Origin of the sequence: Streptomyces sp. NPDC018947 (genome assembly GCF_044390505.1) — a bacterium.
Lineage (GTDB): Bacteria > Actinomycetota > Actinomycetes > Streptomycetales > Streptomycetaceae > Streptomyces.
The window spans coordinates 737,250-758,954 of the sequence record NZ_JBIRZD010000002.1 but is presented as its reverse complement, the minus strand read 5'-3'; the positions used below and the strand labels follow the sequence as shown (position 1 = coordinate 758,954).

The 21,705-nt window shown below is 74.6% G+C and carries 24 protein-coding genes and 1 pseudogene; 13 read left to right on the top strand and 12 right to left on the bottom strand.

Annotation, left to right across the window (positions count from 1 at the left end):
• Together ACH499_RS08140 and ACH499_RS08135 are read right to left on the bottom strand one after the other, a co-directional pair.
• On the bottom strand, positions 1-644 hold a 644-nt coding region (locus ACH499_RS08140; RefSeq protein WP_399014313.1), incomplete at its 3' end, for an LUD domain-containing protein.
• Entirely contained in the window at positions 641-1,396 is a 756-nt protein-coding gene (locus tag ACH499_RS08135; RefSeq protein WP_399014311.1) for a (Fe-S)-binding protein, read from the bottom strand. The genes ACH499_RS08135 and ACH499_RS08140, both read right to left, overlap by 4 nt.
• Positions 1,397-1,616: 220 nt before the next feature.
• On the opposite strand from ACH499_RS08135, the gene ACH499_RS08130 reads away from it, so the two are divergent.
• The 4 genes from ACH499_RS08130 to ACH499_RS08115 all read left to right on the top strand — a co-directional run bounded on the left by ACH499_RS08130 (position 1,617) and on the right by ACH499_RS08115 (position 5,527).
• Positions 1,617-2,921, top strand: coding sequence for an alpha/beta fold hydrolase (locus tag ACH499_RS08130; protein ID WP_356203726.1), 1,305 nt, complete (start codon positions 1,617-1,619; stop codon positions 2,919-2,921).
• 86 nt (positions 2,922-3,007) lie between these two features.
• A complete protein-coding gene (locus ACH499_RS08125; RefSeq protein WP_399014310.1) occupies positions 3,008-3,751 on the top strand; it encodes a PIG-L deacetylase family protein in 744 nt (247 codons plus the stop codon).
• Positions 3,752-3,756: 5 nt separating this feature from the next.
• Complete coding sequence (locus ACH499_RS08120) at positions 3,757-4,650, top strand: sigma-70 family RNA polymerase sigma factor (protein WP_399014309.1); 894 nt, start codon at positions 3,757-3,759, stop codon at positions 4,648-4,650.
• 34 nt (positions 4,651-4,684) lie between these two features.
• Complete coding sequence (locus tag ACH499_RS08115; RefSeq protein ID WP_399014308.1) at positions 4,685-5,527, top strand: pentapeptide repeat-containing protein; 843 nt, start codon at positions 4,685-4,687, stop codon at positions 5,525-5,527.
• On the opposite strand, the gene ACH499_RS08110 is transcribed toward ACH499_RS08115, so the two are convergent.
• On the bottom strand, positions 5,489-7,108 hold the full coding sequence (locus ACH499_RS08110; protein WP_399014307.1) for a cytochrome P450: 1,620 nt from the start codon (positions 7,106-7,108) through the stop codon (positions 5,489-5,491). The two genes, ACH499_RS08115 and ACH499_RS08110, sit on opposite strands and share 39 nt — an antisense overlap.
• 109 nt (positions 7,109-7,217) lie before the next feature.
• Here ACH499_RS08110 and ACH499_RS08105 point away from each other — a divergent pair, with 109 nt between their 5' ends.
• On the top strand, positions 7,218-7,826 hold the full coding sequence (locus ACH499_RS08105; RefSeq protein WP_356203718.1) for a TetR/AcrR family transcriptional regulator: 609 nt from the start codon (positions 7,218-7,220) through the stop codon (positions 7,824-7,826).
• A 177-nt stretch (positions 7,827-8,003) separates the two neighbouring features.
• Complete coding sequence (locus ACH499_RS08100; protein ID WP_399014306.1) at positions 8,004-8,726, top strand: DUF2470 domain-containing protein; 723 nt, start codon at positions 8,004-8,006, stop codon at positions 8,724-8,726.
• Positions 8,727-8,767: 41 nt separating this feature from the next.
• On the opposite strand, the gene ACH499_RS08095 is transcribed toward ACH499_RS08100, so the two are convergent.
• The 3 genes from ACH499_RS08095 to ACH499_RS08085 all read right to left on the bottom strand — a co-directional run bounded on the left by ACH499_RS08095 (position 8,768) and on the right by ACH499_RS08085 (position 11,819).
• Positions 8,768-9,820, bottom strand: a complete 1,053-nt coding sequence (locus ACH499_RS08095) for a hypothetical protein (protein WP_356203714.1) — start codon at positions 9,818-9,820, stop codon at positions 8,768-8,770.
• A gap of 55 nt (positions 9,821-9,875) precedes the next feature.
• Positions 9,876-11,147 (bottom strand): FUSC family protein, encoded by a 1,272-nt coding sequence (locus ACH499_RS08090; protein ID WP_356203712.1) that lies wholly within the window; start codon positions 11,145-11,147, stop codon positions 9,876-9,878.
• Positions 11,148-11,324: 177 nt separating this feature from the next.
• Positions 11,325-11,819, bottom strand: a complete 495-nt coding sequence (locus ACH499_RS08085; RefSeq protein ID WP_356203710.1) for an FBP domain-containing protein — start codon at positions 11,817-11,819, stop codon at positions 11,325-11,327.
• 204 nt (positions 11,820-12,023) lie between these two features.
• Between ACH499_RS08085 and ACH499_RS08080 the strand changes: the two genes are divergently transcribed.
• Positions 12,024-12,344 (top strand): hypothetical protein, encoded by a 321-nt coding sequence (locus ACH499_RS08080; protein WP_399014305.1) that lies wholly within the window; start codon positions 12,024-12,026, stop codon positions 12,342-12,344.
• Between the two features lie 95 nt (positions 12,345-12,439).
• On the opposite strand, the gene ACH499_RS08075 is transcribed toward ACH499_RS08080, so the two are convergent.
• The 4 genes from ACH499_RS08075 to ACH499_RS08060 all read right to left on the bottom strand — a co-directional run bounded on the left by ACH499_RS08075 (position 12,440) and on the right by ACH499_RS08060 (position 16,803).
• Positions 12,440-13,471 (bottom strand): SDR family oxidoreductase, encoded by a 1,032-nt coding sequence (locus ACH499_RS08075; RefSeq protein ID WP_356203705.1) that lies wholly within the window; start codon positions 13,469-13,471, stop codon positions 12,440-12,442.
• 287 nt (positions 13,472-13,758) lie between these two features.
• On the bottom strand, positions 13,759-14,919 hold the full coding sequence (locus tag ACH499_RS08070; RefSeq protein WP_399014331.1) for an aromatic acid exporter family protein: 1,161 nt from the start codon (positions 14,917-14,919) through the stop codon (positions 13,759-13,761).
• A 142-nt stretch (positions 14,920-15,061) separates the two neighbouring features.
• Positions 15,062-15,718 (bottom strand): HAD family hydrolase, encoded by a 657-nt coding sequence (locus tag ACH499_RS08065; RefSeq protein ID WP_399014304.1) that lies wholly within the window; start codon positions 15,716-15,718, stop codon positions 15,062-15,064.
• 44 nt (positions 15,719-15,762) lie between these two features.
• Positions 15,763-16,803 carry a PHP domain-containing protein gene (locus tag ACH499_RS08060; RefSeq protein ID WP_356203734.1) on the bottom strand — a complete coding sequence of 347 codons (1,041 nt, stop codon included), beginning with the start codon at positions 16,801-16,803 and terminating at the stop codon, positions 15,763-15,765.
• Between the two features lie 129 nt (positions 16,804-16,932).
• Here ACH499_RS08060 and ACH499_RS08055 point away from each other — a divergent pair, with 129 nt between their 5' ends.
• Positions 16,933-17,742 (top strand): SDR family oxidoreductase, encoded by an 810-nt coding sequence (locus ACH499_RS08055; RefSeq protein WP_399014303.1) that lies wholly within the window; start codon positions 16,933-16,935, stop codon positions 17,740-17,742.
• Positions 17,743-17,794: 52 nt separating this feature from the next.
• Positions 17,795-18,031, top strand: coding sequence for a hypothetical protein (locus ACH499_RS08050; RefSeq protein WP_239769172.1), 237 nt, complete (start codon positions 17,795-17,797; stop codon positions 18,029-18,031).
• A gap of 59 nt (positions 18,032-18,090) precedes the next feature.
• Here the strand turns inward: ACH499_RS08050 and ACH499_RS08045 are convergent.
• A pseudogene (locus tag ACH499_RS08045) lies at positions 18,091-19,166 on the bottom strand (MerR family transcriptional regulator); the annotation flags it as partial.
• A 71-nt stretch (positions 19,167-19,237) separates the two neighbouring features.
• The gene (locus ACH499_RS08040; RefSeq protein ID WP_356203699.1) at positions 19,238-19,777 is read right to left on the bottom strand and encodes a VanZ family protein; all 540 of its coding nucleotides are present in this window, start codon (positions 19,775-19,777) and stop codon (positions 19,238-19,240) included.
• 290 nt (positions 19,778-20,067) lie between these two features.
• Between ACH499_RS08040 and ACH499_RS08035 the strand changes: the two genes are divergently transcribed.
• The 4 genes from ACH499_RS08035 to ACH499_RS08020 are packed head-to-tail and all read left to right on the top strand — an operon-like array spanning position 20,068 to position 21,698.
• A complete protein-coding gene (locus tag ACH499_RS08035; RefSeq protein WP_399014301.1) occupies positions 20,068-20,223 on the top strand; it encodes a hypothetical protein in 156 nt (51 codons plus the stop codon).
• Positions 20,220-20,672 carry a monovalent cation/H+ antiporter complex subunit F gene (locus tag ACH499_RS08030; protein WP_399014300.1) on the top strand — a complete coding sequence of 151 codons (453 nt, stop codon included), beginning with the start codon at positions 20,220-20,222 and terminating at the stop codon, positions 20,670-20,672. The genes ACH499_RS08035 and ACH499_RS08030 overlap by 4 nt, the downstream gene beginning before the upstream one ends.
• Complete coding sequence (locus ACH499_RS08025; protein ID WP_356203693.1) at positions 20,665-20,928, top strand: hydrogenase subunit MbhD domain-containing protein; 264 nt, start codon at positions 20,665-20,667, stop codon at positions 20,926-20,928. Before ACH499_RS08030 ends, ACH499_RS08025 begins: the two co-directional genes overlap by 8 nt.
• Complete coding sequence (locus tag ACH499_RS08020) at positions 20,925-21,698, top strand: MnhB domain-containing protein (RefSeq protein ID WP_399014299.1); 774 nt, start codon at positions 20,925-20,927, stop codon at positions 21,696-21,698. The genes ACH499_RS08025 and ACH499_RS08020 overlap by 4 nt, the downstream gene beginning before the upstream one ends.
• Positions 21,699-21,705: the final 7 nt, after the last annotated feature.

The following is a 21,705-nucleotide window of genomic DNA, read 5'->3' as shown; positions in this document are numbered from 1 at the left end:
TTGGCGCCGGAGACGCCGACCTTGGCGCGCAGGAACTTCTCGCGCAGGTGCAGCCGGGCCGCCTCGGCGAGTTCGGCGGGCGTGTCGGTCAGTCCCTCTGGCGCGGGGCGGCCCCACCGGCCCATCTCGGAGCGGAAGATGTCGCGGATCTCGGCCCGGTTGCGGTGGATGGCGGGCACCAGGATGTGCGAGGGGCGGTCCTTGCCCAGCTGCACGATCAGTTCGGCGAGGTCGGTCTCGTAGGCGCGGATGCCGCGGGCCTCCAGCGCCTCGTTGAGGCCGGTCTCCTGGGTGGCCATGGACTTGACCTTGACGACCTCGCTCTCGCCGGTCTCCTCGACCAGCCGGGCGACGATCTCGTTCGCCTCGCCGGCGTCGGCCGCCCAGTGCACGGTGCCGCCCGCCGCGGTGACCGCCTCCTCCACCTGCACGAGGTACCGGTCGAGGTGGCGCAGCGTGTGGTCCTTGATCCGCTTGCCGGCCTCGCGCAGCGCCGCCCAGTCCTCCAGCTCCGCCACCGCCCGCGCCCGCTTGTCCCGGATCGTGTGCGTCGCGTGCCGCAGATTGCCGCGCAGCGTCGCGTCGCGCACGGCGTCCCGGGCCGCCTCGGGAAAGGCAGGCATGCCCACGAACGTCCCGCTCATACGGCCGTCTCCTCCTCCGTGCTCGCCAGGATCTCCGCGATGTGCACCGGCCGCATGTCCGTCCGCAGCCGCGCCATGGTCCCGCCGATGTGCATCAGACAGGAGTTGTCCGCCGCGCACAGCACCCCCGCGCCCGTCGACTCGGCGTTGCGCACCTTGTCCGCGCCCATCGCCGCGGACACGTCGGCGTTCTTCACCGCGAAGGTGCCGCCGAAGCCGCAGCACTCCTCGGCACCGGGCAGCTCGACCAGCTCCAGCCCCTCGACCGCCCGCAGCAGCCTCAGCGGCCGGTCCCCGAGGCCCAGGCCGCGCAGCCCGTGGCAGGTCGGGTGGTAGGTCACCGTGTGCGGGAAGTACGCGCCCACGTCCGTCACCTTCAGCACGTCCACCAGGAACTCGGTCAGCTCGTACGTCTTCGGCACCACCGGCGCCAGCGTGGCGGCGAGGGATTCCCCGCGGCCCTCGGCCCGGGCCCGCTCGCCCATGCGCGGATACAGCTCCCGCACCATCGCGCCGCACGAGCCCGACGGCGTCACGATCGCCTCGTAGTCCCGGAAGACCTCGGCGAACCGCCGGGCCAGGGGCTCCGCGCCGTGCCGGTAGCCGGTGTTGTAGTGGGCCTGCCCGCAACAGGTCTGGCCCATCGGGAAGTCGACCTCGACGCCCAGTCTGCCGAGCAGGCGTACCACGGCCCGGCCGGTGTCCGGATAGAGCGTGTCGTTGACACAGGTCAGGAACAGGGCGACACGCATCGCGGCTCCTCGCGGTCGATCACTGTGATCGTCGAACGAGGGCAGGGTAGTCGCCGGGCCCACGGGTGCGACACCGTGCGTTCACCGGGGGCGCGTCGCCCGCCCCGCCCCGCGGCACCCTCTTCCGGTCCCGGGCGGCCGGACCCGCGGGGCCCTGTGCTGAACTGGGACCCGGCCGGGAAGATCCGGCCACCGAGATCCGTCCGTCCCGGGAGTCCTGTTGAGCGCCAGTTACCGCCAGCCCGGCGTCGTCCTCACCGACCGCCGATTCACCGTCCCCCTCGACCACGCCGACCCGGCCGGGGAGACGATCGAGCTGTACGCCCGCGAGGCCGTCGCGACCGAGAAGGCGCACCAGGACGACCTCCCGTGGCTGGTGTACCTCCAGGGCGGCCCCGGCTTCGGGGCGAACCGTTTCATCGGCCGTCCTGCCTGGCTCGGCCGCGCCCTTCAGGAGTACCGCGTCCTGCTCCTGGACCAGCGCGGAACCGGCGCCTCCACGCCCGCCAACCGGCAGACGCTCCCGCTGCGCGGCGGCCCCGCCGAGCAGGCCGACTACCTCACCCACTTCCGCGCCGACGCCATCGTCCGCGACTGCGAGGCGATCCGCCCGCAGGTGACCGGTGGCGCCCCCTGGACCGTCCTCGGCCAGAGCTTCGGCGGCTTCTGCACCGTCGCCTACCTCTCCCTGGCCCCCGAGGGCCTGCGCACCGCGCTGATCACCGGCGGCCTGCCCTCCCTGGACGCCCACGCCGACGACGTCTACCGCGCCGCCTACCCCCGCATCGAGCGCAAGGTCGCCGCCCACTACGACCGCTACCCGCAGGACGTCGAACGCGCCCGCCGCATCGCCGAGCACCTGCTCACCCACGACGTGGTCCTGCCGAACGGCTACCGGCTCACCGTCGAGGCCTTCCAGTCCCTCGGCATCCTCCTCGGCGGCGGCGAGGGAAGCCACCGCCTGCACTTCCTGCTGGAGGACGCCTTCGTGCGCACCCCGGGCGGCCCGGAACTCTCCGACGGCTTCCAGGAGCAGGTCCAGGGACTGCTGTCGTACGCGGGTCACCCGCTCTACGCGCTCGTCCACGAGGCGATCTACGCGCAGGACGCCCGCCCGACGAACTGGTCCGCCGAACGGGTCCGCGCCGAGTTCCCCCGCTTCGACGCCGCCAAGACCCTCACCGGCGACGAACCGCTGCTGTTCACCGGCGAGTCGATCCACCCCTGGATGTTCGACTGCGACCCCGCCCTGCGCCCGCTGCGCGAGACGGCCCGACTGCTCGCCGCCCGCACCGACTGGACCCCCCTGTACGACCCCGCCCGCCTCGCCGCCAACGAGGTCCCCACCGCCGCGGCCGTCTACCACGACGACATGTACGTCGACACCGCCCACGCGCTGACCACGGCCCGCGCGATCCGCGGCCTGCGGACCTGGGTCACCGACGAGTTCGAGCACGACGGCGTACGGGCCGGCGGCCCCCGCGTGCTGGACCGGCTGCTGTCCCTGGCCCGCGACGAGGCGTGAAAAGCGCCCCGGGCAGGCCCCGGCGACGGGCGCGGCGGCGCGGTGACGCCGGGTGCGATGTCGGTGCCACCGGTTAGTGTGCGGGCATGACGGAGCCGACCATCACGCGACTGGAGCTCATGCCCGCCGACTGGCGGCGCGCCCTGGCCGTCGTGGCCCACCCGGACGACCTGGAGTACGGCTGCGCGGCGGCGATCGCCGCCTGGACGGACGAGGGCCGCGAGGTCGCCTATGTCCTCGCGACCCGCGGCGAGGCGGGCATCGACAGCCTGGCGCCCGCCGAGTGCGCCCCGCTGCGGGAGCGGGAGCAGCGGGCGAGCGCCGCCGTCGTCGGGGTGAGCGAGGTGGAGTTCCTCGACCACCGGGACGGTGTCGTCGAGTACGGCACCGCCCTGCGCCGCGACATCGCCGCCGCGATCCGCCGGCACCGGCCCGAGCTGGTCATCACGCTCAACCACCGCGACACCTGGGGCGGCGTGGCCTGGAACACCCCGGACCACGTCGCCGTCGGCCGCGCGACGCTCGACGCCGCGGGCGACGCCGGCAACCGGTGGATCTTCCCGGAGCTGACCGAGCAGGGCCTCGAACCCTGGGACGGCGTCCGCTGGGTCGCCGTCGCGGGCTCCGCCAGCCCCACCCACGCCGTGGACGCGACGGCCGGACTGGAGCGCGCCGTCCGCTCCCTGCTCGAACACCGCACGTACATCGAGGTGCTGACCGACGAGGAGCCCGAGGCGTACGCACGAGGGTTCCTGACGCGGTACGCCGAGGAGACGGGCCGGCGGTTCGGGGGCCGGCCCGCCGTCGCCTTCGAACTGTTCGCGCGGTGACCGCGATGACCGACACGACCGCGCTGGCGGAGCGCTTCCAGGAGCACCGCGGACAGCTCAAGGCCGTCGCCTACCGCATGCTCGGCTCACCCGCCGAGGCCGAGGACGCCGTCCAGGAGGCATGGCTGCGCCTCGGCCGCACCGACGCGGCCGGCATCGACAACCTCGCCGGCTGGCTGACCACGGTGACCGGCCGGATCTGCCTGGACCTGCTGCGCTCGCGCGCCGCGCGCCGCGAGCAGCCGATCGACGACACCTTCGTCCCCGACCCGGTGCTCAGGCCCCTGTCGGCCGTCGACCCGGAACAGGAGGCGCTGCGCGACGACTCGGTGGGCGTGGCCATGCTCGTCGTACTGGAGACGCTGGAGCCCGACGAGCGGCTCGCGTTCGTCCTGCACGACATGTTCGCCGTGCCCTTCGACGACATCGCCCGTGTCGTGGAGCGCAGCCCGGCCGCCACCCGGCAGCTCGCGTCCCGCGCCCGGCGCCGGGTCCGGGACGCGGGCCCGCCCGCCGAGCCGGACCTGGGGCGCCAGCGGGAGGCGCTCGACGCCTTCCGGGCCGCCGCGCGCGGCGGCGACTTCGAGGCCCTGCTCGCCGTCCTCCACCCGGACGTCGTCCTGCGGGCCGACGCGGGCGCCCTGGTCCGCGGTGCCGGCGGGTCCAAGACGCTCCGGGGCGCGGACGCCGTGGCGAAGGCCGCCTTCATGTTCTCCAAGTTCAACGCCGAGGCGCGGACGGTCGTGGTCAACGACTCGCTGGGCCTCGTGAGCGTGGTCGACGGCCGCCTCCGCTCGGTCCTGACCGCCACCGTCGCCGACGGCCGCATCACCGGCCTGTTCATCCTGGCCGACCCGGACCGGCTGGCCCGCCTGGAGGTGCCGGACGACCGCGGCTGACCCCGCCCGGGCCGGGCGCCGGCCGGCCCTCCGTATGCTGAACGCCATGCGAGAACGAGAGGCCGGCCGGACGGCACTGCGCGGCGACTGCGAACGGTGCTTCGGGCTGTGCTGTGTGGCCCTGCCGTTCGCCCGGTCGGCCGACTTCGCGGTGACCAAGGACGCCGGAACCCCCTGCCGCAATCTGCGCGAGGACAGCCGGTGCGGGATCCACACGCGGCTCAGGCAGGAGGGCTTCACCGGCTGCACGGTCTACGACTGCTTCGGCGCCGGTCAGCAGGTCTCCCAGGTCACCTTCGGCGGACAGGACTGGCGCACCGGCCCGCCCGGGCACGCCCGCCGCATGTTCGACGTGTTCCCCGTCGTCCGTCACCTGCACGAACTGCTCTGGTACCTGACGGAGGCGCTGGAGCTGCCCGCCGCCCGCCCCGTCCACGCCGACCTGCGCCGGCTGCTGGCCGAGACGCGGCGGCTCACCGAGGGGACCCCCGGGGAACTGGCGGCGCTGGACCTGGCCGCGCACCGGCAGCGGGTCAACGTGCTTCTGCTGCGCTCCAGCGAGCTGGCGCGGGCCGGGACGCGCGGCAAGAAGAAGAACCGCCGCAACGCCGACCTGATGGGCGCCCGCCTCAAGGGCGCCGACCTGCGCGGGGCGGATCTGCGCGGAGCCTGTCTCATCGCCGCCGACCTCACCGGCGCCGACCTGCGGGGCGCGGACCTGATCGGCGCCGACCTGCGCGATGCCGACCTGACGGACGCCGACCTCACCGGCGCCTTCTTCCTGACCCAGCCCCAGCTCACCGCCGCCCGGGGCAGCGCCGGCACGAGGCTGCCGGCGTCACTGGGCCGGCCGGTGCACTGGACAGCCGGCCTGTGACACGGCTCCCGGCGCGCCGGGCGGCTCGGTGCCGGGCTCCGTGGCCCCGGCCGTCCGCGATCCGGCGCCGTCCGCGCCGGCCTTCGCGGCACCGGCCTTCCGGCTGCCGGACTCCGCGGCGGCCGGTGCCGCGGTCCGCCGTTCCAGGAGCAGCCTCAGCCCCTGCGGCATCAGCGTCAGCCGCTCGGTGACCCGCAACCGGTAGTCCGGCTCGGGGCGCAGCTCGTAGCGGCGCAGCAGCAGGCCGAGCACCAGCGTCGCCTCGTGCAGCGCGAACTGCCGCCCGATGCAGGCCCGCGCGCCTGTCCCGAAGGGCTTGAAGGTGTGCGGGGCGCGCGCCCGTACGGCCTTCGCCTCGAACCGGTCCGGGTCGAACCGCTCGGCGTCCGGCCCCCACACGTCCGGGTCGCGGTGCAGCATCCCGGTCAGCACCAGCGCCCAGGCCCCCCGCCGCATCGGATGCGTCCCGTCCAGCACCGTGTCCCGGCGTGCCTCCCGGGCGAAGGCGGGCGCGGTCGGCCACAGCCGCAGCGACTCGTCCAGCACCCGGCGCACGTACCGCAGCCTGGCCACCTGCTCGTAGCCGGGAGCCTCCGCGCTGCCCCAGACGCGGTCCACCTCGGCGCGGGCCCGGGCCGCGACGTCGGGGTGCTGGGCGAGGTAGTGCAGCGCGAAGGAGAGCGCGCCCGAGGTGGTCTCGTGCCCGGCCACCAGGAAGGTGATGACCTGGCGGCGGACGTTCTCGACGGAGAGGCGCTCACCGGTGCCGGGGTGGGCCGTCTCCAGCATCCGGTCGAGCAGGTCGCCGTCGCCGCCGCCCTTGGCGCGGCGGGCCCGGACCAGGTCGTCGACCGTGCGGTCGAGGTGGTCGATGTCCGCGGCGTTGCGGCGGCTCGCGCTGCGCAGCAGCCAGGGCGCCAGCGGCGCGGGCACGGTGTTGAGGCGCTGCGCGTAGCCGAGCGTGCCCACCATCGCGGTCACGAAGGGATGCGGCCGGGAGCGCTCGAAGGACCCGAAGTCGTGTCCGAACCCTGTCCGCGCGATCGTCTCCAGCGTCAGCTTCGTCATGTCACCGGGCACGTCCACCGCGCGTCCGGCCGCCTCGGCACGGTCCCAGTGCTCCGTCAGCCGTCCCGCCACGTCCAGCATCATGACGTGGTATCCGGCCATCGCCTCGCGGCTGAACCCGGGTGCCAGGACGTCGTGCGCGAGCTGCCAGTTGGGCTCGTGGTTGTACGCGGTGAACAGCCCGTCACCGGCGACCGGCCGCAGGTTGGCCACGCCGAGGCCCACGTGCTTGGCGAAGCGCGACTCGTCGGCCAGGTCGGCGGCGAGCCGGGCGCCCCACACGAACACGAACTCGTTGCCGAAGACCCGCCGCCGGAAGATGGGCCCCAACTGCCGTGCGTAGCGCAGCGAGTCCTGCATCGGCGTACTCGGGCCCGCGCCCACCACGTCCCCCAGCAGCGGGAGCCGGTACGGCGGACGCGGGATGCGGTGCAGCTCCGGCCAGCCGAGCTCGGCGCTGCGGAATCCCTTCGGCAGCCCGTCCGCCGCCGTTGCCGTCCTCGTCTCCGCCATGACGCGATCTCCCTCGAAGCGGCGCCGGGTTCGAACGTGTTGTACGTGGATTCAATAAGCGGCCCCAGTCTCGTCCCGTTGTTGAACCGGCGTCAAGTAGAGTGCGCGCATGGCCGCGAACCAGGGGGAGCGCACGCGTCGCCGGCTCAGCACCGAGGAGCGCCGGGAGCAGTTGCTGTCGGTGGGCGCGCGGCTGTTCTCCGAGAGCCCCTACGACGACGTGTGGATCGAGCGGGTGGCCGAGATCGCCGGGGTCTCGCGCGGTCTGCTCTACCACTACTTCCCGACGAAGCGGGACTTCTTCGCGGCCGTCGTCGAGCGGGAGAGCGAGCGCATGCTGCGGATGACGGCGGCCGTGCCCGGCGTTCCGGTGCGCGAACAGCTCACCGCGGGCCTGGACGCGTATCTGGAGTACGTCCGGGCGCACGCGCACGGCTACCGCGCCTTCCACCGTGCCGACGCGACGGGGGACCCGGCCGTGCGCCGGGTCTACCGCAACGCGCTGGCCGCGCAGGAACGGCAGATCCTCGCGGCCCTGGCCGCCGACCCGGAGTTCGGCCCGGCCTTCGAGGAGCGGTCCGACGTACGCCTGGCCGTGCGCGGCTGGCTGGCGTTCACCACGGCGGTCTGCCTGGAGTGGCTGCGGGACCCGCGGCCCTCGCACGAGCAGGTGCGCGACCTGTGCGCACGGGCGCTGCTGGGCGCGATCGCGCGGTAGGGCGCCCGCGTCCCGGCCCGGTCGACGGCGCGGGACGCCGTGTCCCGCGCCGCCCCATGCGCTGCGCCCGCCGAAACGCGCCCCTCGTGCATCGAAGTCGCGCACCCGCTGGTTGGCGCACACCCTCGCCTCCTATAGGTTAGGCAAGGCTTACCTAATGAAGTGACGGAGGTCGGGATGGGTGACCACTCTTGGACGGCCGCGCCCGCCGCGGCGGAGCAGGCCCGCTCCGTGCTCGCCGCCGCCTGGTCCTGCGCGGTGACCGCGGAAGGCGGCCGCGAGGAGTTCACCGGCGCGCACACCGTGGCCGGGGACGGCCGGGTGCTGCTGCACGTGCCGGAGGACAGCGCGCTGCTCGCGGCGGCGATCTGCGCGCCCCGCGGCGAGCCGTCCGCCGTGCTGGAGTTCGCCGACGTGGCACCGGTCCCGATGCGCAGCCGCATCCGCGCCCGGCTCTGGCTGGCGGGCCGGTTCGTCCTGGAGGACGGACACCTGGCCCTGCGGCCCACCCGCGTGGTGCTGCGCCGGCCGTCCGGTGCGCTGGTGGCCGACGCCGACGAGTTCGCCGCCGCGTCCCCCGACCCGCTGGCCACGGCCGAGGCCCGGCTGCTGACCCACCTCGCCGACTGCCACGCCGACGCGGTGGAGCGGCTCACCCGGCTTGTCGACGCCGACAGCCTGCACGGCGCGGTGCGCGTCCTGCCCCTCGCCGTCGACCGGCACGGACTGACGCTGCGCGTCGAACGCGCCCAGGCCCACGGCGACGTACGCCTGCCGTTCCACGCACCCGCCGACGACGTCGCCCAGCTCACCGAGCGCATGCACGTGCTGCTCGGGCAGGCGGCCGCGGCTTCCTGCCCGCGTGCGCCGCGGCGTCGGCGCACCGACGGCGGGGCGTGAGCCGCATCGCCTCCCGGCCGCCGGCCCGACGCCGCGCGCCCCTACCAGTCGCCGTCCTCGACCGGCGCTCCCGGCGCGTCCTTCAGCGGCTGCACCTGCTGCGGCGCCGGGGCCTGCCAGGGCTCGTGGTCGTCGCCGATCCAGTCCCCGACCGGCTTGACGTCCTGGAGCGTGCCGGTCGGCGCCAGGTCCTCGGCGTCCTGGTCGTAGTAGTCGAACCAGGGCAAGCCGGCTCTGGTGTACGCGGCCCGGTCCACGGGGGAGGGCGGCGGTGCCTCGCCGGTGATGCGCCGCCACTCGGGAGGTGTCACCAGGTGTACGAAGACCCGGCCCGCAGGGCGCTCGGCCCAGTCCGTGAGGGGCCGCTCGTCCCGGTAGACCTCCTGGCGCATGGACCCTCCGACGCCCAGCCCCATGGCGGGCGCGGACCGCTGCCGGCCCGCTGCGCCCGCAGGGGCCGCCCCCGGGGCGGCCGGCGCCGCCGGCGGCATCGCGGCCCCGAACGCCGCGTGAGGCCCCGCGCCCCTCGGCCGCGGCGCCTCGGCCCGGCGCCGCTCCTCCTCGCGCCAGCGGGCCAGTTCCCCGTCATTGAGGGTGAAGGCCTGCAACTGCACACCGCCCCACACCTCCTCGCCGGTCACCTGGCCCTCGACGGTGGCTCCCATGCCCAGCGGCACCGCCACGAACTGGCGGACCGTGCCCGTGCCCGAGTTGATGCCGTCCAGCCACGGCTGGCGGGGGAGCACCACGTAGTTCTGCGGTTCGCGGCAGAGCCGGTCGCTCCACGGCCGGCCCGAGACCGCGCACACCTTGCCCACGCCGACCTGGAGGGCCGCCGGCTCTCTCGTCCCGGCGAAGCTCAGCCACATGGCCTCGCGCAGGTACACCGGCAGCATCACCCCGCCACGCGCCCGCCACGCCTCGGGCACCGTGTCGGCGTAGTCGGCGACCCGGCGGACCGGGAACTCGCCCAGCCCCGGAGGCAGGGGATGGGTGCCCGTCTCGGGCAGGCGCAGGGTGCGGACGAACCGCACCGCCGCCCCTCCCGGCAGCCGCAGCGTGTTCCCGTCGATCCGCACGCCGGTTCCGGTCATCCGTACGCCCCCTCTTCTTCCGCCGGCGGGCCCGCGCCCGTGCCGGCCCTGTCCGTCATGAAGAACGACGGCCGGAGGTCTTCCGGTTCCGGCGCGGCCGCACCCCTCCGCGCACCCGGTCCCACAGGCGCATCAGCCGCGGGCGCCGCTCGCGCTGCTCGCGGGTGTGGCGGTCCAGTTCCTCCAGGAGCCGGCGCGAGCGGTGCTCGGTGTCCATCTCGTCGATGATGCGGTTGACCTCGGTCAGCACCGCCCCCTGCAACTGCCACTGCCGGGTGTCCTGCTGGATGTGGTCCAGCAGCAGCCCGGCGAGCTTGTCCCGGGTGAGGGCCGCCTGCCGCAGTTCGGCGCTCAGCCGTTCCTCCGCCGACTCGGCGTTCTCGCTGACGCTGGTGGTGACGAGCACCGAGAAGCTGACCACCGCGTCGGCGATCTCGGACAGCAGTTGCTGGATGGTGGCGCCCGTCTCCGGCGGGAACAGGGGGTCCGGCTCACGCTCCTTGGCGAGGTCGGTGAGGGTGCGGGCCAGGACCCGCAGGACCACCGTGCAGATCTCCAGGGTGTCGAGGCCGGTGCGCAGCACCACCCGGTGCAGCAGCCCCTCGCGGACCCGGGGATTGAGCCGCAGGCTGTCCTCGGCCTGCCGCAGGTCCTCGTCCACCTCGGCGATGTCGTGGTCGAGCCGGCGGGCCTCGTGCAGCCGGGCCGCCGCCTCGTGGAACGCCGTGGTGCCCGCGGCCTGCTCGCCCATGCGCAGCAGGAGCTGACGCACCCGCCGGGCCAGCCCCTCGATGGACTCCCCGGCCTGCTCCACCCACACGGGCGGAGCGAAGAGCAGGTTGAAGGCCAGCCCGACGATCGCCCCGATCAGTGTCTCCACGACCCGGGCCCACGCCAGCGTGCCGTGCGCGGTCACGCCGAGGACCAGCATCGCGCTGATCGCCACCTCGGCGACGAACTCGTCCGCGCGCACCAGGTGCCCGACGCCCAGCGCGGCCACGATCACCAGTGCGAGGCTCCACCAGCTCAGTCCCACCACGGAGCTGAAGACGATGGCCACCAGGACTCCGGCCACCACGGCGTTCACCCGTCGGACGCTCATCTTCAGCGTGGCGTACAGGGTGACCTGGACGACCAGCAGCGCGGTCAGGGGCGCGGTGAGCGGCGCCGCCGACTTGTCCGGGCTCAGCCGCACCGCGATCACGTAGGCGATCGACGCCGCCGCGGCCGAGCGCAGCGCCTGCACGACCATGGGATCCCGGTGCCACTTGGTCAGGCGCTTCGCCTCGCGCTTGGCCGACGCCACGGTCTCACGTACATCCAGCATCCTCGGGCTGGTTCCCTTCCCCAGGCGCATCGATAGCATCCGGTTCCCCAGGAGCTTCGAACGTATCCCGACAGGACGGTAGCCGGACGCGGGCGGCCCGGGCGGTTCTCACGCGCCGTACGGCGTCCGATGTGCCGGGATGGCCGGGAGCGCCGTTCCGGCGCTCTCGGTGAGATGTCAGGCGGCGAGCTTGGCGAGGAAGGCGGACAGATTGCCGGTGGTACGGGCGATCTGTTCCTCCAGGGTGAGGGTCTCCTCGAAGCGGGGTCCGGTCTCCGGCACCTTCTTGCCGCGCAGATACAGGGAGCAGGCGAGGTCGGTGCACATGTACAGGCCGACCGAGTTGCCCTCGCGGCCGGCCGGGCCAGCCTTGCGCGCCGTCATCAGCGAGACCCCGCCCCGGGGATGCGTGGTCAGGCACAGCGAGCACATGCTGCGGTGGAAGAAGCCGGGCCGGGCCTGCTGGAAGCGCAGGGCCACGCCGACGAGACGACCCTCCTGCTCGGTGACCAGGTAGCTGCGGTCGGGCGCTCCGGGGTCGCGCCAGCCGAGGAAGTCGAGGTCCTCCCACGGCCGCTCCTCGAGATCGCGGGGGACGGCCAGTCGTTTGGCCTCGCCCTTCGAGCAGTTCACGAAGGAGCCGCGGATGTCCCGCTCGGTCAGTGTTCTCATGGGAAACCTCCGGAGGTGATCGCCGGACGTCCCGGCAATCCTAGGGAGCCTAGGTTTTCACCTAGGGTAAATAGCTGTGCGGCGAAGAGGCCAACGGTTTTTCTTGGGCCACGTCTCGAGGTGCGGCGGGAGGTTTCGCCGGCCGGCGCGGAGGTACCCGACGCGTCCGCACGACCGCGGACCGCATGCGGAAGGGAGAGCGCCGTGACCGACCACCGCCTCGAAGGACCGGGCGAGAACGGCGCCCCCGTGCCGAGGGACATGCCCGACCAGCAGGCCGGCGCCGGTGAGGACCCCTGGGAGGCCGCGTCCTCCAGCGCGTCCGAGAACACCGGGAGCACGTCCGAGGACACCGAGGACACGGCCCGGGAGCCCGGCACCGGCGGCTCCGGCGCCGGCGAGCCCTCGGACTCCGAGGAGACCGACGTCCCCGACACGGACGAGGCGGGCTCCGGCCGCCGGGGCGCCCCGCAGTCGGGCAACGTCCACCCCGAGCACCCGGTGCCCGACGAATCCTCCGGGTGACGGCTGACGGCTGACGGCTGACGGCTGGCGGACGGTGCTCGTGGGTGCGGGCCGGAGGGCGCGTCGCCTCCGGCCCGCACCCACGGGACGGCCCCTCAGCCGACCTTCCGCCCCCGCAACGGCTCGGTTGCCGCACCCGCGCCCTGCCGGAAGCCCCGCAGGAACTCCTCCAGCACCTCCGTCGCCGTGTGCACCGGGCGCCAGCCGAGTTCCGCACGCGCGCGCGTGCAGTCCATCAGCGGCAGCCGCAGGACCGCGTCGAACAGGTGCGGCGACGCCGGCAGCAGATGCAGCCCCCACGCCGCGGCGATCGCCGAACGGGCCGCCGTGCGGGGCAGCCGTACCGGGCGCGCGCCCGTCATCTCGCCGAGCAGCGCGGCGTCGACCGCCGGTTCGGCGGCCAGGTTGTACGGGCCCCGGGCGTCCTCCGTCCGCACCGCCAGCCGGTAGGCGCCCGCCGCGTCGTCGGTGTGCAGCGCCTGCACCCGCAGCCCGGGAACGTCCGGCAGGAAGGGCAGCCGCTCGGGCCGGGCCACCGGGCCGGGCAGGAACCTGCCGCCGAAGATCCGGCGCTGCTCGCTCGCCGACTCCCGCTTGAAGAGGAAGGCCGGCCGCATGCGCACCACCCGGATGCCTGGATGGTCGCGTTCGAAGGTGTCCAGGACCCGCTCCAGATACGCCTTCTCCCGGCAGTACGCCGCGTCCGGCCAGCCGTGCGTCGGCCACGACTCGTCCACGGCCCGCTCCTTCGACCCCGGCGAGTACGCGCCGACCGACGAGGCGTGCACCAGCGTCGGCACCCCGGCCGTGGCCACCGCGTCGAAGACCCGCAGGGAGCCCAGGACGTTCGTGCGCCAGGTCGTCGCCGGATCGTGCGTCGGCTGGAACGCCCACGCCAGGTGGATCACCGCGTCCGCGCCCGCGAAATGACCGGCGGCACCGGCCAGGTCGGAGGCCAGGTCGACGGCGGCCCACTCCGTCTTCGGGGGCGACCACTCGGGGATCCGCCGGGCCAGCCCCAGTACGGAACCGACCTCCGGATCCTGCGAGAGAAGCTTCACCACGCTGGTGCCCACGTTCCCCGTGGCACCCGTGACCACGATCCTGCTGCCCGTCGAGCTGCTCACCTTCGGCTCCTCCCGTCCGGCTGCCCGGTCGCAGGCGCCCGGGTACCCCTCACGGAGCCCGGCAAAGGGCAGAGAAAAGCCCCGACCGGACGGGGGGATCACGGTCGGGGCGGTCAGTGGTGGATACGGACGGCGGTCGCCTCTCGGCGAAAGGCTCCACAGGGCTTCAGCCGAACGATCGTCCCTGTGGGCAAAAGGTGAGGCCCGGGGACGCTGTCCCGTCCGTACCCACGCCGTCTTCAACGGCGGACCCCCGCCCGCTGTTCCGCCCTGCGGCGTGATCCGGGTCACCGGTCCCGGGACACGGGCACCACGTCGGCCCACAGGTTCTCCGCCTGCAGCAGCAGCGTCCCGAGTACCGCCGCCTGCGCGGCCCCCTGGCCGGCGTGCTCGCGCAGACCGTCCTGCAACTGCCGGTGCAGCTCCTCCATCGTCTCCTCCGTCGCGTCCTCGGGACCGGAGCCCGTGTCCTCGCCCAGCAGCCGGGCGGCCTCCGCGTGGCAGGAGTCGCCGATCAGCCCCAGCAGCCGCGCGTACAGGTCGAGGACCGGCCCCTCCGGCGGGGCGGGCGTGCGGTGCTCGTCGGCGGCCACCGCCAGCGTCCGCGTGAGCGCCGTGATGTTCCCGGTGACCCGCTGCCACCGGTGGTCCTCGTCCTCGGGCGGCGCGGGCGGGGGCGCCCGGTGCAGCACCCGCAGCGGCCCGTACGTCAGGCGCAGGCTCTCCCGGCTCCAGGACCTGGCCGACGACAGCGCCTCGACGCGCCGCTGCAGCCGTGCCGCCTCGCTCGTCCAGCCGGCCGCGGTCTGCGCGTCCCACTCCGTCTCCCGCAGGTCGGCCGCGACGGTGTGCAGCACGTCGCCCGCCTCCCGGGGCAGCGCCGCGAGGTTCTCGCGCACGTCCCGCAGATGGATCGGCGGCAGCACGAACGCGTTCACCGCGATGCCGATGAGCGCGCCGAGTGCCGCCTGCCCCACCCGGTGCCCGACCGCGGACGCGGACACCGGTGTCCCCGCGGCCAGAACGAACACCGCCGTGGTGGCGGCGTAGACGCCCTGCCGGCCGAAGTGGGACCAGTTGCCGAGCAGCATCAGCAGCGGCAGCGACAGCGCCAGCGCACCCGTGTTGTCGTCCGTGATCGCCTGGGCCCCCGACGCCACCAGCGACCCGAGGCAGATCGCCGCGAACTGCTGCCCTCCCTGCCGCACGGAGCTGTACACCGTGGCCTGGACGAGCACCACCGCCACCCAGGGCGCCATCAGCGCCATCGGATCGCCCAGCCAGACACCGGCCACCGCCCACGCGAGCAGACCCGCGCCCGCGGCCTTCAGCGACTGGACGACCAGGTCGCGTTCCCGCCCGGGCCCCTGCCAGGCGGCCCGGACGGCCTGCCCGACGGCGACGGCCTCCCGCCGCACCCGGTCCAGCGGACGCGTCCCCCGCAGCATCTGCCTTCCGGCGGCCCGCCACCGGCCCCGGCGCCCCTCCGCGTCCTTCGCGCCCTCGCCCCCGGCCTCACGCCGGGCGGCGCGTTCCGTCTCCGTCATGCGGTCCACAGGCGCTCGACGGTCCCCACGATCACGTCCTCCCTCATGCCAGCGGGCTGTCCTCGAGCGAGGCCAGCAGGCCGGCCGGATCCGCGTACACCGCGTCGGCTCCCGCCTCCTCCAGGTCGGTGCGCGGCAGGCCCCCGCACAGCACGCCCACGCACCGCACCCCGGCCCTGCTGCCCGCCCGCATGTCCCACACCGTGTCGCCGACGAACACCGCCCGCCCGGCCGGCACCCCGGCCAGCTCCAGGGCGTGCTCCACCGGCTCCGGAGCGGGCTTGCCGGCGTCCACGTCGTCCGCGCTCGCGGTGGCGGTGATCGCGTCGTCCGCGCCGATCGCCCGCCGCAGCGCGTCCAGCTCCGCGCCGCCCGCCGAGGTGGCGAGGACGACCGTCCAGCCGTCGCCGGCCAGGCGCCGCAGCAGCTCACCGGCGTCCGGCAGCGCCGGCAGCCGGTCGAAGTACTGCCCGTAGAGGGCCTTGTGGGCGGCGCTGAGCTGCGCGTCCTGGTCGGTGTCCCGGTCCTCGCCCAGCAGATGGGCGATCAGGTCCGTGGAGGCCAGGCCCACGGCCCGGTGCACGGCGTGCATCGGCACCCGGTGCCCCGCCTGCCGGAAGGCCTCCCACCAGGTGACGACGTGCAGGTGATTGGTGTCGACGAGGGTTCCGTCGACGTCGAACACGGCCGCCCGTTCCATGCACATTCCCCTCTCGGTGCTGCGTGGGACCGCCGGGTACCACCTCAGCGGCCCGCCACTCCGGCCGGCGTACGGCCCTCGCGGGTCCAGGCCAGCAGCTCGTCGAGCGACCAGGCGGTCACCACCCGCTCGGCGGGCACCCCGCACTCCTCGGCCCGCGCGCAGCCGTTGATCTGCCAGTCGAGCTGCCCGGGAGCGTGCGCGTCGGTGTCGATGGAGAACAGCACGCCCGCGTCCAGGGCCCGGCGCAGCAGCCGCCGCGGCGGATCCAGCCGCTCCGGCCGGCTGTTGATCTCCACGGCCGTTCCCGACTCCGCGCACGCCGCGAACACCGCGTCCGCGTCGAACTCCGACTCCGGCCGCCCCCTGCCGGTCAGCAGCCGCCCGGTGCAGTGGCCGAGGACGTCGGCGTGCGGGTCGCGGACGGCGGCCACCATGCGCCGGGTCATCGAGCGGGCGTCCATGCGCAGCTTGGAGTGCACGGACACGACCACGACGTCCAGCCGTTCCAGAAGCCCGGGTTCCTGGTCGAGCGAGCCGTCCTCGAGGATGTCGCACTCGATGCCCGTCAGCAGCCGGAACGGCGCCCACGTCTCGTTCAGCTCCGCCACCACGTCGAGCTGCTCGCGCAGCCGCTCGGGGGACAGGCCGCGCGCCACCGTCAGCCGGGGGGAGTGGTCGGTGAGCGCCGCCCACTCGTGCCCGAGCGCCGCCGCGGTCCGGCCCATCTCCTCGATCGGGCTGCCGCCGTCCGACCAGTCGGAGTGCAGATGGCAGTCACCGCGCAGCCGGGCCAGCAGCTCCTGACCGCCCTGGGCCCGTGGGGCCCCGGCCTCGCCCTCCAGCTTCTCCAGGTAGCCGGGCACCTGTCCGTCCAGCGCCTCCCGCGCCACCTGCGCCGTCTTCGGACCGACCCCCTTCAGCGACTCCAGCGCCCCGGCCCGCCCCGCCCGCTCGCGCAGCTCGTCGGCGGGCAGCTCGCCGAGCACCCGGGCCGCGGTGCGGAAGGCACGCACGCGGTACGTCGGCGCCTGGGACCGCTCCAGCAGGAAGGCGATCCGCTCCAGCGCCGTGACGGGATCCATCGCCACCTCCTCGTCCGGCACCTCCAGGGTTGCCCAGCGGGCGGAGGAGCGCACCACGGCCGCGGTGGTTTGGCCCCGCCGCGCCCGGGTACTGCGACGCCCCGCCCCGAGACGCAGAGGAGGCCCGTCGTGCCCAGCCCCACACCGACCCGTCCCGAGGTGGCCGTCGTCACCGGCTCCGACTCGGGCATCGGCCGCGCCACCGCCGTACGCCTGGCCGAGGCCGGCATGGACATCGGCATCACCTGGCACACCGACGAGGAGGGCGCCGAACGGACCGCGCGGGAGGTCCGCGCCCTGGGACGCCGCGCCGAGACCGCCCGGGTGGACCTGACGCGGCTGCCGGAGGCGGCCGACACGGTGGACGGGCTGTGCGAACGCCTCGGCCGGATCGACGTACTGGTCAACAACGCCGGCACGGGCACCGCGACGCCCTTCCTCGACCTGGGTCTCGACGACCTGCGGCACGTCCTCGACGTCGACCTGGCCGGGCCCTTCCTGTGCGCGCAGAGGGCCGCACGGCGCATGATCCGCCAGGGCGGCGGCGGCCGGATCGTCAACGTCACCTCCGTGCACGAGCACCAGCCGCGGGTGGGCGCGGCCCCGTACTGCGCGGCCAAGGGCGGCCTCGGCCTGCTCACGCAGGTCATGGCGATCGAGCTGGCCGAGCACGGCATCACCGTCAACGCGGTGGCCCCCGGTGAGATCGCCACCCCGATGACCGGCCAGGAGGACACCGACCCGCACACCGAGCACCGCCCCGGCGTCCCCCTCGGCCGCCCCGGCGACGCCCGCGAGGTCGCCGCCGTCATCGCCTTCCTCGCCGGACCCGACGCCTCGTACGTCACCGGAGCGTCCTGGAGCGTGGACGGCGGGATGCTGCGCATGGGCCCGATGGCCGGGTCCCATCTGACCGGCGACGACTGGCGCAGGCCCTGAGCGGCACGCCCTCACGAGGCCGCTCGCGGCGTTTGCGGCCTACGCTCTATCCATGACCGAAATCGCGAGCCCGCACATCGGCAGTCCGCGGATCCTCGTGCTCGGGGTGCAGCCGGGCACGCCGCCGTTCCGGATCGTGGAGATCGACGGACAGGTGGTCGGAGAGGCGACGACCCTCATCGACGTACTCGAGGCCGCCGCCGCCTTCGGCATCAAGGTCCACGACCTCGACGACCCCGACGTGGTCCGCTGGGTGGGAGGGGACAAGTTCACCTGGACGCCGCACTAGACACGGCCCGGCCCGCCCGCGGGCCGTCGAGGCCGCAGCGCCCCGGTCCGGTCGCCTCGGGCGACGAGCAGGCGCAGGCCGAGATCCGCCGCGTCGAGGCCGGCGAGGTCGCTGTTGAGCTCGGCCCACCGGCCGGAGGCGAGGTCGTCGCCGAGGTGTCGCACCGCCCGCTGCTCGGCCTCGGGGCCCACCCTCGTCCACACCGACACCGCGCGGCGCACGTGATCCTCCAGATACGCCCCCGGCCGGCGCCGGTACGCCTCGAACAGGCCGTCGGCGCAGTCCCACGGGACGGGCACCGGCTCGACGCGGGCCCCGATCGCGTCGGCCATGCCGGCGAGCGCCGGCGAACTCGGGCAGGTAGTCGCGGGTGAGCCAGAACCGGCCCTGCCATCCGGGCTCGTCGGTGTCGAAGGTGAGCACCACCACCCGGCGGGCCACACGCCGCATCTCGCGCAGCCCCGCCATCGGGTCCCTCCAGTGGTGAACGGTGGAGACGGCCATCGCGACGTCGAAGGACCGGTCCCCGAACGGCAGGCTCTCCGCGGCGGCGGCCACGCACGGCGCCGCGCCGGCGGGCCGCTGCGCCCGCATGACCGCCGAGGGTTCCACCGCGGTCACCTCACGGTCGACGGGCTCGTAGGAGCCGGTGCCCGCCCCCACGTTCAGCACCGTCCGCGCGTCCCCGAGCGCGTCCCGGATCCGCGCGGCGATCCGCGGCTCGGTACGCCGTGTCGCGGTGTAGAAGCCGCCGATCGTGTCGTACAGCCGGGCACCGAGCAGCTCCAGTTGTTCCTCGGGTGTCACCCTCAGCCCCCTCGCCCGTGCCTCGAGTTCCCTGTCGATGGCCGCCACCATGGCGTCGGCGCGGTCACGCCGCTCCAGCAGCAGGTCACGCAGCCGGCGCAGATGCGCGACGGCGTCGGTGGACGGGTCGCCGACCAGTTTCCGCGACCTCGCGCAGCCCGAAGCCCAGCCGCCGGTAGGCCAGCACCTCGCGCAGCCGCTCCACGTCGCCCGCCGAATAGGCCCGGTACCCGGCCGCGGTCCGCGCCGACGGCCGGACGAGCCCGATCTCGTCATAGTGGTGCAGCGTGCGGACGCTCACGCCGGCCAGCCCGGCCACATGTCCCACGGTCCAGTAATCGTCCACGGCGACGAGTGTGCGGCCTCCCGCAGCGTGAGGGTCGAGCCGGCGCCGCGGCCTCAGGCGCGGGACCGGCGGGCGTGCACCGCGCGGCTCACGCGCCGGCCCACGAGCAGGTAACCGGCCAGCGCGCCCGCGCTGTTGAGGATCACGTCGTCGATGTCGAAGGCCCGCCCGGTGACCAGCGCGCCCTGCGCGAACTCCACCAGCAGCATCACCACGGCGGTCAGCAGCAGCACCCGCAGCACCCCGCGCGTGCGCGGAGCGACCACCGGCACGAGGACCCCGAAGGGGACGCCCAGCAGCAGGTTGCCGCCGATCTGCTTCACCGCGTCGCGCAGCGCGGGCTGGTCCAGATAGGCCCGCAGGGAACGGCCCGGACGCATGTTGGTGTGCGTCAGCGCCTCGGAGGCGGGGGAGGGGTGCAGCGTCAGCCGCGCCAGTACGACGGCGAACGCCACCATGAACACGAAGGCGCAGGCCATCGCCAGCAGGCGCAGCGGCAGGGCCAGCGGGCGCCGTTCGCGCCGGCCGGCGTCCTTCGGCTCGGCGGCGCGGGGGCGCGACAGGAAACGCGGTCGTGGGACGGCACGGGCCATTCGGTCCTCCAGTGGTCAACTTCCCCGCGTGAAGAGGCGGTTACCCGCGAAGGGGGTGACGATGCCGGAACGGGGCCGGGCGTGTGCCCCGGTTTTCCGCCGCCCCGCCGGGGCACTCCGGGCGGCGGGGCGCAGCGCGCCGCCCCCCGGCACCGCCCGCGCGGTGCTTGGATGACCGGCGAAGCCGGAACGAAAACCGCCAAGGGCGGCACAGCGGGCATCACGGACCGCCGGGCGCGGGGAACAGACCGTGGAGGTGGCGTGTGAAGGGGCGCGGGACACTCCTCGCCGTGGCCGAGACGGCCGCCTGGTGGGTTCTCCTCACCGCGCTGTGGCTCGTGTTCGTCGGCACCGTCGACACCCTGGAGTGCGCGGTGGGCGCCGTCGCGGCCGCCGTCGCGGCCCTCGCGGCACGCGGAGCACGGCGGGCGGTGTCCCGACGGTGAACGGCTGGGTCCTCGCGGCGGCCGTCGTCCTCACCGCGGGCGTCGGCACCACCCTGTGGGGCGTGGCCACCGGCCCCCTGCGCCGCCGCGCCGTGGCCCAGAACCTGTCCACCGCGCTCGCCTGCCCCGTCCTCCTGCTGCTCGCCCAGGGCTACGACCGCCCCGCGTACGTCGACCTCGCCCTCGTCCTCGCCCTCCTCGGCCCCGTCGGCACCCTCGTCTTCGCCCGGCTCCTCGCCGGCGAACTGGCCGCCGACCCGCCCTGCGCCCGCGGCCCGACCTGGGCGTCCGCCGCCCTCGGCGGCGGTGTCGTCGTCGCGGTGTGCGTGGCCGTCGGACCGAGCAGGGCCCTGGTGAAGCTGCTGGTCGTCGGCGTCCTGCTGATCGGCGGGAACCTCGTCGCCTCCAGGGCGCTGTCCGGCGGGGCGGAGGAGGCGCGCCATGACTGACGCGGTGATCGTCGTCGCCCTGCTGCTGGTCGCCGCGTCCGCCACGGCGGCGGTCACCACCCGCGACCCCGTGCGCCAGTCCCTCGTGCTCGCCGTCATGGGCGTCGTCCTCGCCGTGCTGTTCACCGTGCTCCAGGCTCCCGACGTCGGCCTGTCGCAACTGGCGGTGGGCTCCGCGCTGACGCCGCTGCTGTTGCTGCTGACGGTCCGCAAGGTCCGGCGCCGCGCCCGGCGGGACGAGGAGGGCGGACGGTGACCCGGCGCGTAAGGCTCTGGCTGGTCGCCACGGGCGGCGCGGGCCTCGCCGCGCTGCTCGTCGCCGCCTGCCTGCGGCTGCCCGGCTTCGGCGGCGACCGGCACCCGTACGGGGACCGGGCCGTAGAGGCGTCCCTGTCCCGGCACACCGCCAACACCGTCGCCTCCGTCAACTTCGACCTGCGGGCCTTCGACACCCTCGGCGAGCTGACCATCCTGTTCGCGGCCGTGCTCGGCTGCGTGGTCCTGCTGCGGCAGACCCGCGACGAGCACCGCGCCCGCCCCGAACCCGCCGACGTCGCACCCCCCGTGCGGCGCTACGCCCTGCTCGTCCTGCCCGTCGCCCTGCTGACCGGCCTCTACGTCATCGCCCACGGACAGCTCAGCCCCGGCGGCGGCTTCCAGGGCGGCGTCGTCGCCGCGACCGCCCTGCACCTGCTCTACCTGGGCGCCGACTACCACGCCCTCGAACGCGTCCGGCCCGTCGGCGTGTACGAGGCGGCCGACGCGGTCGCCACCTCGGCCTACCTCGTCACGGGCGTCGCGTGTCTGCTCGGCACCGGCTCCTTCCTCGCCAACACCCTGCTGCCCCACGGCACGTTCAACACCCTCTCCTCCGGCGGCACCGTCCCGCTGCTGAACGCCGCCGTCGGCATGGAGGTCGCCTGCGCCGTGGTCGTCCTGCTCGCCGGCTTCCTGGACCAGGCCGTCGAGATCGTCGACGAGACCGAGGACGACGGCAACGACCACGACAAGGAGCACGGGAAGTGAGACCGCT